General features: G+C 69.3%; 11 protein-coding genes and 1 pseudogene. 5 read left to right on the plus strand and 7 right to left on the minus strand.

Going from position 1 to position 12,758, the window contains the following annotated elements:
• Nucleotides 1–139: 139 nt before the first annotated feature.
• A complete protein-coding gene (locus tag YIM_RS02280; protein WP_153028754.1) occupies nt 140–703 on the plus strand; it encodes a PadR family transcriptional regulator in 564 nt (187 codons plus the stop codon).
• Entirely contained in the window at nt 704–1,144 is a 441-nt protein-coding gene (locus YIM_RS02285) for a nitroreductase/quinone reductase family protein (RefSeq protein WP_153028755.1), read from the plus strand.
• 218 nt (nt 1,145–1,362) lie between these two features.
• Here the strand turns inward: YIM_RS02285 and acs are convergent, their stop codons facing one another.
• Both acs and YIM_RS02295 read right to left on the minus strand, forming a co-directional pair.
• Nucleotides 1,363–3,354, minus strand: a complete 1,992-nt coding sequence (acs, locus tag YIM_RS02290; protein WP_153028756.1) for an acetate--CoA ligase — start codon at nt 3,352–3,354, stop codon at nt 1,363–1,365.
• Nucleotides 3,355–3,507: 153 nt separating this feature from the next.
• Nucleotides 3,508–4,089 (minus strand): GNAT family N-acetyltransferase, encoded by a 582-nt coding sequence (locus YIM_RS02295; RefSeq protein ID WP_153028757.1) that lies wholly within the window; start codon nt 4,087–4,089, stop codon nt 3,508–3,510.
• Between the two features lie 91 nt (nt 4,090–4,180).
• Between YIM_RS02295 and YIM_RS02300 the strand changes: the two genes are divergently transcribed.
• On the plus strand, nt 4,181–4,675 hold the full coding sequence (locus YIM_RS02300; RefSeq protein ID WP_153028758.1) for a phosphoribosyltransferase: 495 nt from the start codon (nt 4,181–4,183) through the stop codon (nt 4,673–4,675).
• Nucleotides 4,672–5,397, plus strand: a complete 726-nt coding sequence (locus tag YIM_RS02305; protein ID WP_153028759.1) for an oxidoreductase — start codon at nt 4,672–4,674, stop codon at nt 5,395–5,397. Before YIM_RS02300 ends, YIM_RS02305 begins: the two co-directional genes overlap by 4 nt.
• A 50-nt stretch (nt 5,398–5,447) precedes the next feature.
• On the opposite strand, the gene YIM_RS02310 is transcribed toward YIM_RS02305, so the two are convergent.
• Nucleotides 5,448–6,413 carry an N-acetylmuramic acid 6-phosphate etherase gene (locus YIM_RS02310; protein WP_370468946.1) on the minus strand — a complete coding sequence of 322 codons (966 nt, stop codon included), beginning with the start codon at nt 6,411–6,413 and terminating at the stop codon, nt 5,448–5,450.
• Nucleotides 6,410–7,321, minus strand: a complete 912-nt coding sequence (locus tag YIM_RS02315) for a MurR/RpiR family transcriptional regulator (RefSeq protein WP_113697916.1) — start codon at nt 7,319–7,321, stop codon at nt 6,410–6,412. The genes YIM_RS02310 and YIM_RS02315 overlap by 4 nt, the downstream gene beginning before the upstream one ends.
• A gap of 461 nt (nt 7,322–7,782) precedes the next feature.
• Here YIM_RS02315 and YIM_RS49915 point away from each other — a divergent pair, with 461 nt between their 5' ends.
• On the plus strand, nt 7,783–7,848 hold the full coding sequence (locus YIM_RS49915; RefSeq protein WP_370469011.1) for a hypothetical protein: 66 nt from the start codon (nt 7,783–7,785) through the stop codon (nt 7,846–7,848).
• A gap of 346 nt (nt 7,849–8,194) precedes the next feature.
• On the opposite strand, the pseudogene YIM_RS02320 reads toward YIM_RS49915, so the two are convergent.
• From YIM_RS02320 to YIM_RS02330, 3 genes and pseudogenes are all read right to left on the minus strand, one after another.
• A pseudogene (locus tag YIM_RS02320) lies at nt 8,195–9,397 on the minus strand (serine hydrolase domain-containing protein); the annotation flags it as partial.
• An 11-nt stretch (nt 9,398–9,408) separates the two neighbouring features.
• Nucleotides 9,409–10,665, minus strand: a complete 1,257-nt coding sequence (locus tag YIM_RS02325) for an exo-beta-N-acetylmuramidase NamZ domain-containing protein (protein WP_153028761.1) — start codon at nt 10,663–10,665, stop codon at nt 9,409–9,411.
• Nucleotides 10,666–10,669: 4 nt separating this feature from the next.
• Nucleotides 10,670–12,520 carry a glycoside hydrolase family 3 protein gene (locus tag YIM_RS02330; protein WP_370469012.1) on the minus strand — a complete coding sequence of 617 codons (1,851 nt, stop codon included), beginning with the start codon at nt 12,518–12,520 and terminating at the stop codon, nt 10,670–10,672.
• Between the last annotated feature and the right edge of the window lie 238 nt (nt 12,521–12,758).

A 12,758-nucleotide genomic window follows, 5' to 3' on the forward strand; every position in this document is an offset into this window, starting at 1 on the left:
TCCTTGCCGCAATCGATGGGTTCTCCCAGCGCGACAGCCTAGAACATGCGTTCGATCATCGCACGCCGGGGGTGGGCAAGCGTAGCGCGAGTCGCTATAGTCGAAGTCGACTAGCCGACTTCGACTATCTGGAGCGCGGATGCGTGCCCGCCGGACCCCGCTCAATCTCGCCGTGCTGAGCCTGCTGAACGAGCAGCCGCGGCACCCGTACGAGATGCAGTCACTGATCAAGGAGCGCCACATCGCCGACGTGGTGCGCCTGCGCGGGGGCTCGCTCTACGACGCGATCGGGCGGCTGCTGAAGCTCGGCCTGATCGAGGTTTCCGGTACCACGCGGGAAGGAGCGCGGCCCGAACGCACGGTGTACGCGATCACCGAAGAGGGTCGTGCCGAGATTCTCTCGCTGCTGCGCGAGTACGTGGGGGAGCGGGCGGAGGAGTACCCGGTGTTCGGCGCCGGGCTGGCGCACCTCGGCCAGCTTCCCCGTGACGAGGCGGAAGAACTGCTGCGCAAGCGGGAGCGGTCGCTCGCGGAGCTGACCGAGTTCTGGGCGAACGGCCTGCGTGACGCGCTGGCGAGCGGGCTGCCGAGGGCGGTGTTGCTGGAAGTCGAGTACGCACAGGCGATGCGCCAGGCGGAACTGGCCTGGCTGCGGGAAGTGCTGACGGATCTACCCGGAATGGACTGGACTGGGGGTTGTTGAATGGACAGGGTGGCACTGCCACGCGGGCTGCGCACGTTCAACCGCGTGGTGAAAGCATTGCTGGGCACGGGATTCCGCCTCGGGGACATCCACGTGCTGACCGTGCCGGGTCGTACCAGCGGGCAACCGCGCAGCACCCCGGTCACACCGTACGAAGTGGACGGTGAGCGGTACGTGCTCGGTGGAATTCCCGGCGCGGACTGGGTGCGCAACGTCCGCGCGGCCGGTGCTGGCACGCTCGCGCAGGGCCGTCGCAAGAAGCGGGTGCGGTTGATCGAGGTGCCGGAGCCGGAGCAGGGCCCCATTCTGCGGGCGTTCCCGGAGAAGGTGCCCAACGGCGTGGACATGATGGTGAAGGCCGGGGTGGTCCCCAGCGGCAGCCCGGACGAGTTCGAAGCCCTCGCCGGACGCTGCACCGTCTTCCAGGTCGTGGACGCTTAGCCAGCGTTTGACAGTGGTTTGCGTGGCGGCGCGGGTAGCGGAACCTCAGCCGTCTTCTCGCTCCGGGATCTTCACCTCATGAATACCAATTCACCACGGTGAAGCTGTCCTCGCGAGAAGACGACTGAGAACCCGCGCCGGTGCCGGTTGACGGCCCACCGCGAGCGGCTCCGCCGCTTATGCACACGACCTGGCCGCCCACGACCCGGAAGGGCGCGTCATTCCTCGGACTTGCCGGAGTTCAGGCCGGAGGAGATCAGGTCCATCACCGACGAGTCGGCCAGTGTGGTGACGTCGCCGACCTGGCGGTTCTCGGCCACGTCACGCAGCAGGCGGCGCATGATCTTGCCCGAGCGGGTCTTCGGCAGCTCCGGCACGACCATGATCTGACGCGGCTTGGCGATCGGGCCGATCTCCTTCGCCACGTGGTTGCGCAGCGCGGTGATCGCCTCCTCGCCCTTCGCCTCGTCCTGCGCCACGTTGCCGCGCAGGATGACAAAGGCGACGATGCCCTGACCGGTGGTCGGGTCGGTCGCGCCGACCACGGCCGCCTCGGCCACCGTCGGGTGCGACACCAGCGCCGACTCGACCTCGGTGGTGGAGATCCGGTGCCCGGACACGTTCATCACGTCGTCCACCCGGCCGAGCAGCCAGATGTCCCCGTCGGCGTCGTACTTCGCGCCGTCACCGGCGAAGTAGAAGCCCTGGTCGGCGAACCGCGACCAGTAGGTCTCGCGGTAGCGGTCGTTGTCGCCCCAGATGCCGCGCAGCATCGACGGCCACGGCTTGTCGAGCACCAGGTAACCGCCGCCACCGTGGGGGACCTCGGTGGCCTGGTCGTCGACCACCTTCGCGGAGATGCCCGGTAGCGCGCGCTGCGCCGAACCCGGCTTGGCCGCGGTGACGCCAGGCAGCGGCGAGATCATGATCGCGCCGGTCTCGGTCTGCCACCAGGTGTCCACGATCGGCGCCTTGCCCGCGCCGATGTTGTCCCGGTACCAGATCCACGCCTCGGGATTGATCGGCTCGCCGACGCTGCCCAGCACGCGCAGCGAGGACAGGTCGTACTTCTCCGGGATTTCCTTGCCCCACTTCATGAACGTGCGGATCAGCGTGGGCGCGGTGTAGTAGATGGAGACCTTGTACTGCTGGATGATCTCCCAGTGCCTGCCCTCGTGCGGGGTGTTCGGCGTGCCTTCGTAGACCACCTGCGTGGCGCGGTTCGCCAGCGGCCCGTAGACGATGTAGCTGTGCCCGGTGACCCAGCCGATGTCGGCGGTGCACCAGTAGACGTCCTCGCCCGGCTTGTGGTCGAACACGTTGTGGTGCGTGTACGCGGCCTGGGTCAGGTAACCGCCCGAGGTGTGCAGGATGCCCTTCGGCTTACCGGTGGTGCCGGAGGTGTAGAGGATGTAGAGCGGGTGCTCGGAGTCGAAGGCTTCCGGGGTGTGCTCGTCGGACTGGCCGTCGACCAGTTCGTGCCACCACAGGTCGCGGCCCTCGGTCCACGGCACGTCGCTCTCGAGCTTTTCGCCGGTGCGCTTGACGACGATGACCTTTTCCACCGTCTCGGCGCCTTCGAGCGCTTCGTCGACGTTGGCCTTCATCGGCGCGGCCTTGCCGCGGCGGAACTGACCGTCGGAGGTGATGACCACCTTCGCCGCCGCGTCGTCCACCCTGGACCGCAGCGCGGTGGGGGAGAAACCGCCGAACACCACGCTGTGCGTGAGACCGAGGCGCGCGCAGGCGAGCATCGAGAAGATCGCTTCGGGGACCATCTGCAACTGGATCGCCACGCGGTCGCCCGCGACGAGCCCGAGCGAGGCGAAGGCGTTGGCGGCCTTGGAAACCTCGCGCTTCAGCTCGGCGTAGGTGATGTCCCTGGTGTCGCCGGGCTCGCCGACCCAGTGGATGGCGACCTGGTCGCCGTGGCCGTCGTCGACGTGCCGGTCCACGCAGTTGTAGGCGACGTTCAGCTTGCCGCCGACGAACCACTTGGCGAACGGCGCGTCGGACCAGTCGAGCACCTGCGTCCACTTGGTTTCCCAGTGCAGTCGCTCGGCCTGCTTGGCCCAGAACGCCTCCCGATCGGCGTCCGCTTCGGCGTACAGGTCCGCGTTCGCGTTCGCCTGCGCGGCGAACTCGTCACTGGGAGGAAAGGTCCGGCTCTCGGTGAGCAGATTGTCGAGCGCCGGCGACTGCTCGGTCATGGTGCGCTGCCTCCTGATTCGCGAATCCTGGGCTACCCCGGGGGGCACCGTAGCGACGTTGGTACCCGAAGTAAAAGGTTGCCTCGAGGTTACACACGAGGAGGTGGATCGGCTGGTCCGACAAGTGGCGGTCCAGTGCGGTCGAACGGCGGCTCAGCCCAGACGAGCGGCCAAGGAATCGCGTACGAATGGCCATTCCGTTTTGGTGACGGAGTAGAGCACGGTGTCCCGGATCGAGCCGTCCTTGCGGACGCGGTGCGCGCGCAGCACGCCCTCCTTGGTCGCGCCGAGTCGCTCGATCGCGCGCTGCGACCGGGTGTTGTTGAGGTCGGTCTCCCACGAGACCCTGTTCGCTTCCAACTCGTCGAAAGCGTGGTGCAGCAACAGGAGTTTGGCTTCGGTGTTCAACGCGGTGCGCTGCCACGGCTTGCCGATCCAGGTGTGCCCGATGCTCAGGATCCGGTGCTTCGGCACGATCGCGTAGTACGAGGTGGTGCCCGCGACCGCACCGGTACGCACGTCCACCTGCGCGAAGGCCAGCCGGTCCGGATCACCGAGGATGTCGGCGACCATCGTGCCGGCCTCGGCGGTGGTCTCCGGCCGGAACCCGCTCAGCCAGGTCCAGACCACTGGGTCGGACCCGGCTTCGTACAGTCCGGCGGCGTGGTCGGGGGTGAGGGGTTCGAGGCGCACGTGCTTGCCGACGAGCGTCGGACGGCGGGTCCAGTCGTTCACGGAACTGAATCTACGAAGCAGAAGTGGACGCTGCACAGATCCATTTTCACCCAGTTTCAGCAGTCCACTTGGTCGTGCTTATGCTCGGGAAGTGGCAGAACGCGAAGAGCTGACCTGGGAACTGTTCGGTGAGGCGAGCCGGGCACTGGCCGAGGAAGTCGCCGACAGCGGGTACGACCCCGACCTCATCCTGTCCATCGCGCGCGGCGGGCTCTTCGTGGCGGGCGCGCTCGGCTACGCGCTCGACGTGAAGAACCTGCACGTGATGAACGTGGAGTTCTACACCGGCGTGGACCAGCGCCTCGACCTGCCGGTGATGCTGCCGCCGGTGCCGAACGTGGTCGACCTGACGCAGAAGAAGGTGCTGATCGCCGACGACGTGGCCGACACCGGTGCCACGCTCAAGCTGGTCCGCGACTTCTGCGCCGACCACGTGGCCGAGGTGCGCTGCGCGGTGGTCTACGAGAAGCCGCACTCGGAAGTCAACTGCGAGTACGTGTGGCGGCGGACCGACCGGTGGATCAACTTCCCGTGGTCCTCGCTGCCGCCGGTGGTCAAGCGGTCCGAGCAGGTGCTGGACGCATGACCGATCCGCTCGCGCCGCTGCTCGACCTCGACGGGGTGGCCGCCGCGGTGAAATCCGCGCAGGACGCCGTGTTCGCCGTGCACCGCCACCCGGCCAACCTGCGGGCGGGCGCCGCGACCGCCGCCGAGGCCTCGGTCCGCGCGGCTCGCGCGTCGGCCGGGATCGACGGCGGTGACCCCGACATCCCCGCCGATGGCTCGGTCACCGACCCGGTGCTCGCCGGATCGCTGCGCGTGGCCGAAGCGGTGGAGTCGCTGCTGCCGGTCTGGCGCCGGGCGCCGTTGCAGGCGCTGGCGAAACTGCACGTGCTCGCCGCCGCGGACCTGGCCGCCGACGCCGACGCGCTCGGCAGGCCGCGCGAAGGCACCGCCGAACGCCTCGAACTGCTCGGGCAACTGGTCACCGGCGCGACTTCGGTGCCGGGACCGGTGCTCACCGCGGTGGTGCACGGTGAACTGCTCACGCTGCGACCGTTCGGCACCGCGGACGGCGTGCTCGCGCGAGCCGCCGCGCGGCTGTCGATGGTCGCCACCGGACTCGACCCGAAGGCGCTCACCGTGCCGGAGGTCGCCTGCTTCCGGCACGCGCGGAGGTACACCGCGGCCGCCGAGGCGTTCGCCTCGGGCGAGCCGGACGGTGTCCGCGAATGGCTGCTGTTCTGCTGCCAGAGCTACGAAACCGGCGCCCGAGAGGCGACCGGCATCGCCGATTCAGCCGGTTAGCCCTCCTGCCAGCCCACCACCGCCCTCAACGGGGCGCTTCGCGCGCTGTCTTAACTCGCCCGCATGTGCAGTGACGCCAAGGCGTTGCGCACGTGCCCCTGGTTGGCTTCCAGCGCCTTCCCGGCCGTGGTGGTGTCCACTCCGGACAGCAGGTGCACCAGCGCGACCTTGAGGTCGTCACCGGATTCGGCCAGCGCCTCCGAGCAGTCCTGCTCGCTCATCCCGGTGGCCTCGCGCAGGATGCGCACGTTGCGGCCGCGCAGCTTCGCGTTGGTCGCCCGCATGCTGACCATCAGGTTGGAGTAGGTCCGGCCGAGCTTGATCATCGTGGCGGTGGAGAACGCGGTCAGGATGATCTTCTGCGCGCTGCCCGCCTTCATCCGGGTGGAGCCGGCGATCGCCTCGGGACCGGTGTCCACCGCGATCAGCACGTCCACCCCCGGCACGGACTGCGTGCGCGGGTTGCCGGAGACCAGCGCGGTCCGGCACCCGGCCTCCGAAGCGGCCGCGAGCGCGCCCAGCACGTACGGGGTGCGCCCGGAGGCGGTGAGGCCGAGCACGAAGTCGCCCGGCTCCACCGACTCGCGGAGTTCGGCGGCACCGGCGGTGTCGTCGTCCTCGGCGTTCTCCACGGCCTGCCGCAGGGCACGGGGCCCACCGGCGTGATGTGCCACGAACCAGTCGTCGGGCACGTTGAAGGTCGGAACCAGTTCGGCCGCGTCGAGCGTGGCGAGCCTGCCGGAGGTACCGGCACCGACGTAGTGCACGCGGTGGCCGGCTCGCAGGGCTTCCACCGCGAAGTCCACGGCGCGGGCCAGCTGCGGCAGCACCGCGTTGACCGCGTCGGGGACCAGCTTGTCCTCGGCGTTCAGCGCGCCGAGAATGCCCACGGTGGACATCAGGTCGATGTCCATGGTGCGGGGGTTCCGCTGCTCCGTCGGGGAGTCCACGTGGACCACCTGGCGGCGCAGGCCTACCAGCGGCCGAACTGTGTCCTTCACCTTCACATCACTCATTTCCCGGTCTCCCTCGGCCGGCGGCGGCCGTCCGGCCGGACGCCGAGCCGGTGGTGGCCGACGGCGTCGCGGGTGGCGTCCAGCGCGGACACGGCGGCGTCCATGTGCCGCTGCGCCACGCCGATGAACATGCAGTCGATGACGGTGAGCTGGGCGATCCGGCTGGCCGTCGCCCCCGAGCGGAACGTGGTCTCCCGAGCCGCGGTGGTGAGCACGTGGTCGGCCACCTCGGTGATCGGGGAGCGGGGGAAGTTGGTCAGCGCGACGGTGATGGCGCCGTGCTCACGGGCCACGCGGAGCGCTTCCACGGTGTCGGTGGTGGCCCCGGTGTGCGAGATGCCGACCGCGACGTCGCCGGGCTTCAGCACGGCCGCCGAGGTCAGCATGATGTGCGTGTCGGACCAGGCGAAGCTGACCCGGCCGATGCGGTGCAGCTTCTGCTGCAGGTCGGCGGCGACGAAGGCGCTGGCGCCCACGCCGTAGACGTCCACCCGGCCGGCGCCGGCGATCAGGTCGATGACCCGCTGGAGGGCGGCGACGTCGAGCTGGTCGGCGGTCTCCTCGACGGCACGGGCGTCGGCGAAGCTGACCTTGCCGATCACCGCGGCCAGGTCGTCGTCGGGGCCGATCTCGCCGCCGAGGTTGCGGCTGGAGCGGGCCTCGGTGCGCGCGGTGTCCGCGGCCAGCGCGATGCGCAGCTGCGGGTAGCCGCCGACGCCGATGGCCTTGCAGAACCGGGTCACCGTGGTCTCGCTGGTGTTCGCGGCCAGCGCCACCTCGGTGATGCTGCGTCTGGCGACGCTGGACGGGTCGTCCAGGACCACTTTGGCCACCCGCTGCTCGGCCCTGGCCAGGCCGGGGAGCAGCGACCGGATCCGGACCAGCGGGCTGGCCTCGGACTCGCGCACGGCGTCCCGCGCGGGGGCGGGTTCCGGAGCGGAGTCGGTGACGGACTCAGGGCTGGTCACCGTGGGAAACTTACTAACCGTAGGAATCTGCGACAAGGCAACCCACACCCTTCGAAGGAGAGTGCCACCCGACGGTGTCTCCTGGTCGGGCAGCTCATGCTTGGTTGCTGTGAAAGTCGCTAACCAGGTCGAAGATGTTAACGTTCACTTGTTAACAACTTCGCAACTTGCTACACCCAGTGAAACTATCTGCCCCGATTGGCCCGAACGGGTAACGAAGTTGTGACTTGTCGTAGAAGATTCAACATCTTTGCGCCCGTTCAATGAGCGCGGTGTGACTCAGCGACTACGCAACTGCCATCCCTGCGCCGTTACAGCTTCCGGGGTGCGTTCCAGGTCCAGCACCGCATTACCGGACACAACGGCCTTAACGCCGTCCAAGAGCACGCCGCGCGCGGTGTATTGCTTGTCCGTGGTGTAACGCCAGCGCAGGGCCACATTCCCGGTGGCCGGAACCATCGCGCTGACCGTCCACCAAGATCGGTGCCCGGTGCCGGAGAGCGCGGTGACGTCCCCTCCGGGCGCACCGGGGCCGGACGCCCGGAGTGACACCGGCTGCCACGACGTCCCGTCCATCGAGGACTCCAGCACGAGCTGATCGGTCGATTCGCTGTCGACGAAGGTGTCGAAGGTCACTCTCAGCGGCCGGTCACCCACCGTGAGCGGCGCCGTGGTGAGGGTCGCCGACGTCTGGTTGCCGATTTCCGAGAACCACGCGTCGGGCCCGTGCCGGGGCGGGACCGCGAGCGCGCGTGAGAGCCCGGTCGCCCAGGCCTCCCTCGCGACGTTGATCGAGCCCCAGGTGCGGGTCGGGTGCACGCGGTTGGTCAGCAGGATGGCGATCGAGCGCGAGGTCGGGTCGATGACCAGCGAGGTACCGGTGAACCCGGTGTGCCCGGCGGTGGCTGGCGAGGTCAGCCCGCCCATGTACCAGAGCTGGTCCAGCTCGAAGCCGAGTCCGTGCGCGTTGCCGGGAAAGGCCTGGTTGTAGTCGGTGAGCATCTGGCGGACGCTGTCCTGCTGCAGGATCCGCTTGCCGCCGTAGGACCCGCCGTTGAGCATCGCCTGCCCGAGCACGGACAGGTCGGCGGCGGTGGAGAACACCCCGGCGTGCCCGGCGACCCCGCCCAGCGACCACGCGTTCTCGTCGTGCACCTGGCCGCGGATCATGCCGCGGTCCGGCACGGTCATGAACTCGGTCGCGGCGATCCGGTCCAGCTTCGACGCCGGCGGGTTGTACCCGGTGTCCACCATGCCCAGCGGCTCGGTGATGCCCTCGCGCACGCGCACGTCCAGCGGCTGCCCGGTGATCCGCTCCACCAGCACGCCGAGCGTGATCAGGTTCAGGTCGGAGTACTTGTAGGTGCTGCCCGGCTCGTACATCGGCTTGACGTCCATGACGGCCTTGATGCGCGCGGGCTTGTCCGGCCAGTCGCGCCACAGCGGCAGGAACGGCTCCAGCCCGGAGGTGTGCGTGAGCAGCTGGCGGACGGTGATGCACTCCTTGCCGTTCACCCCGAACTCCGGCAGGTAGGTGGCCACCGGCTCGTCCACGTCGACCTGACCGGTCTCGACCACCTGCATCACCGCGAGCGAGGTGAACAGCTTCGAGATCGAGGCCAGGTCGAAGATGGTGTCCATCCGCATCGGCACCTGCTGCTCCGGCGGCAGCTCGGTCCCGGCGCCGTCGGCGTAGCGCAGCGCGGACCCGGCGGTGTGCGTGTTCACCACCATGCCGTCGTGTATCTGCATGCCGACCGCACCGGCGAACAACGGGTGCCCGGTGCTGTCCGGCTTGGTCCAGGCGTCGATCTTCTGCTCGGCGGCCAGCAGCGGCGCCGGATCGAGCCCGGCCTCCTCCGGCGTGGCCGGGCGCAGCAGCGTGCCCGGCGGGGCGAACCCCTGCTGCGGGCGGTCGAACCGGCCGGTCACCGCCTCGCCCTCGGCGGCGACCACGCTCGAGGTCATACCCGCCATGGTGACCGCCGCGATCACGATCAGCGCGCCGAGCCTCATCGTTCCCCCTCTTACTTGTAGAGCAGGTACTGCCGCCGTCCGCGGTCGAAGTCCGCCAGCTCGCCCTGCCAGGAACCGACGATCTCGTCCACGCCCGCCCCGGCGTCGACCATGGTCCGCAACCGGGCCGAGCCGGAGAGCTTGTCGATGAAGTTGTCCGGCCGCCAGCCGAACAGGTCCGGATGCACCTTCTTCGCGGTGACCAGCATGGCCACCCCGGTGCGGACCGCGTCGAAGGCACGCGGATCGGTGACGGTCAGCTGCACGCCGCCGCAGGTCTCGCCGACGAACTTGCTGAACGTGGGCACGAAGTAGTTCTCGCGGAACCGCGCGCCCGGCAGGTTCAGCTCGTCGAGCGCCTCGCGCCAGCGCCAGTCCAGCTTGGGCGCGCCGATGATCTCGAACGGCCGGGTGGTGCCGCGGCCCTCGGAGAACACGGTGCCCTCGAACAGGCCGGTGCCCGGATAGGCCAGCGCGGTGTCCGGCGTCGGCATGTTCGGGCTGGGCGGTGTCCACAGCAGACCGGTGCCGGCGAAGAAGGTGTCCCGTCGCCAGCCCTTGAGCTGGATGATCTCCAGCTTCGGCGGCTCGACGCCTTCGGCGGGCAGGAACTCGCCGGCGAAGTACCTGGCCAGCTCGCCCACGGTCATGCCGTGCTGCTGCACGATCGGCTTGCGGCCGATGCCGGAGGCGAACGCCGGGTCCAGCATCGGGCCGAACGCCTTGCCACCGAGCGGGTTCGGCCGGTCCAGCACGACAAAGGCGGCGCCGGTCTTCGCGGCGGCCACCATCGCGGTGTACATGGACCAGATGTAGGTGTAGAAGCGGGCGCCGACGTCGGCGATGTCGAACACCACGGTGTCCACGCCCGCCTTGGTCAGCATTCCGGCCAGCTTGGTGGCGTCGGCGCCGTACGCGTCGTACACCGGGACGCCGGTGCGCGGGTCGACGTAGTCGCCTTCGGAGCCACCGGCCTGCGCGCTGCCGCGGAAACCGTGCTCCGGCCCGAAGACCGCCACCGGCCGGACGCCGGCTTCCACCATCGAGTCCACGGTGTGGTCGAAGTTCGCCAGCACGCCTGTCGGGTTGGACAGCACCCCGACCTTGCGCCCGGCGAGCGGCTGCCAGCCCTGCTTCGCCAGCTGGTCGGCGCCGGTGACCACCGAGCCGTGGTGCTGCGTGTCGTTCTCCTGCGCGCTCGCGCTGCCCACCGTCAGCAGGGAGGCCGCGGCCGCGCCGCCGAGCAGTCGCCTTCGCGTGAAGCCCATGGGATTACCAGCTCAGTCCGTGGCCGAAGGGGAAGAGGACCTGGCCGCCGGCCGCCGGGATGTTCACCGGCAGCTTGCCCTGGGGCGACGTCTCGCCCTTGAGCACCTTCGCCAGCGAGTTCATCGTGACCTCGCGCCAGTCGTAGGTGACCGCCCAGGTCGGCACGTCCGCGTATCCGGGGTCGTACGGCTCCTGCACGCCCACCGCGATCACCGGCTTGCCGGTGGCCAGCAGCGCCTTGACCAGGTTGACCTGGTTCGCGCTGGTGCGCAGGCCGTTGGTCAGCACGACGACGGTGTCCGCGCCCTTGGCCGCCTCGACCGCCTTCGCCACGGTGTCCGCGTTCGGGCTCGTGCCGGTGGACAGCCCGGTGGCGCCCAGCGCCTTGGCCAGCGCGGCGACCGGTTCGGCCGGGTAACCGGGGTAGTCCGGCCGGTTGTACCCGGTGACCAGCACCTTGCCCGGGTTCTTCATCGGCAGCAGGTTCGCGTCGTTGCGCAGGACCGTGGTGGTGCGGTCGGTCAGCGCCTGCACGTCGGCGAGGTGCTCCGGGGTGCCGACCTTGTTCTTGACCGCGCCGACGTCCGCCATCGGCTTGGCGAAGATGCCGCGCTTGAGCTTCAGCTTGAGGATGCGGATCACGCTCTCGTTGATCCGGTCCTCGGTGATCCGGCCGCTCTTCACCGCGTCGAGCACGCCGTTGATCGCCACGTCCAGGTGCGGCGGCATGAGCATCTGGTCGACACCGGCCTCCAGCGCGAGCACCGGGATCTCGTTGTCCGGGTGCAGCTTCCGCACGCCGGCCATCTGGAGCGAGTCGGTGACCACCACGCCGCGGTAGCCGAGTTCACCGCGGAGCAGGTCGCCCATGATCGGCTTGGACAGCGTGGCCGGATTGCCCGACGGGTCGAGGCTCGGCACGGTGATGTGCGCGGTCATGATCGAGTCGGCGCCCGCGTCGATGGCGGCCTGGAACGGCGGCAGGTCGATCGCGCGCCACTCCTGCTCGGTCCGCTTGATCACGGGGAGCCCGGTGTGGCTGTCCTCGGCGGCGTCACCGTGGCCGGGGAAGTGCTTGGCGGCGGTGGACACCGTCTCGGTCGCGCGGCCGGAGCGCTGGTAACCGTCGATCTCCGCGGTGACCAGCGAACTGGCCAGCGCCGGATCGGAGGAGAAGGAGCGCGAGCCGATCACCGGGTTGAGGTGGTTGGAGTTGATGTCCGCGTCCGGCGCGAAGTTCTGCGCGATGCCGACGGCACGCAGTTCGTGGCCGTTGATGGTGGCCAGGCGCTGGGCGTCCTCGGTGCTGCGGCCCGCGCCGATCGCCATGTTGCTGGGGAACTCGGTGGCCGGCTTGCCCAGCCGGGTGACCCGGCCGCCCTCCTGGTCGATCGACAGGATCAACGGCAGCTTCGCGCCCGAGTTCAGCGCGGCCTTCTGCAGGCCGTTGGAGAACTTCGCGAGCTGGACCGGGTCGTCGATGTTGTCGGTGCCGGGATTGTTGAAGTAGATGACCCCGCCGACGCCGAACTTCTCCACCACTTCGGCGGGCGTGCCGACGCCGTACTTGTTCTGGTTGCTCTGGTGCACATCGGTGGCCGACTTGCCGAAGACGTCGGCGACGAACAACTGGCCGACCTTCTGCTCCAGCGTCATCCGAGCCAGCGACTGCTGCGCCTCGGCGGTCTCGGCGTCGTCCTGCCGCTGGGCCGCCTGCTGGCGCTTCGCCGGGGTGTCGGCCGGGTTCATCGCGGACGCGGGCACGGCCCCCGCCACCCCGGTGGTGGCCAGCAACGCGGCCACCGACGCGGCGAGCGCATTTTTCCTCCGTGGGTGCTTGCGCGTGCGCCCGATACTCACGTCGGCCTCCCTGTTCGGTTCTGCTTCGCTGACAGGTATAGCCGGTATGGAGTTGGGGACTCACCTGTTCGGACCGGCATCGGGAAGCTACTCACCGAAACTGTGCCGGTCAACGACCCGCTGTGCCGATCGGAGTACGCAGCGCTCACACCGTGACATCGGCGTGTCACAAACGTTCGTGCGGACCCCGAACATGCTGCAGGCGGCGCCGACGAATCGGCGCCGCCTGCTC

The sequence above is a fragment of the Amycolatopsis sp. YIM 10 genome, assembly GCF_009429145.1.
Classification (GTDB): Bacteria; Actinomycetota; Actinomycetes; order Mycobacteriales; family Pseudonocardiaceae; genus Amycolatopsis.

Coding starts and splice junctions, on each gene's coding strand:
- YIM_RS02280 (WP_153028754.1), top strand. CDS start 140: ATGCGTGCCCGCCGGACCCCGCTCAATCTCGCCGTGCTGAGCCTGCTG.
- YIM_RS02285 (WP_153028755.1), top strand. CDS start 704: ATGGACAGGGTGGCACTGCCACGCGGGCTGCGCACGTTCAACCGCGTG.
- acs (WP_153028756.1), bottom strand. CDS start 3,354: ATGACCGAGCAGTCGCCGGCGCTCGACAATCTGCTCACCGAGAGCCGG.
- YIM_RS02305 (WP_153028759.1), top strand. CDS start 4,672: ATGACCGATCCGCTCGCGCCGCTGCTCGACCTCGACGGGGTGGCCGCC.
- YIM_RS02310 (WP_370468946.1), bottom strand. CDS start 6,413: ATGAGTGATGTGAAGGTGAAGGACACAGTTCGGCCGCTGGTAGGCCTG.
- YIM_RS02325 (WP_153028761.1), bottom strand. CDS start 10,665: ATGGGCTTCACGCGAAGGCGACTGCTCGGCGGCGCGGCCGCGGCCTCC.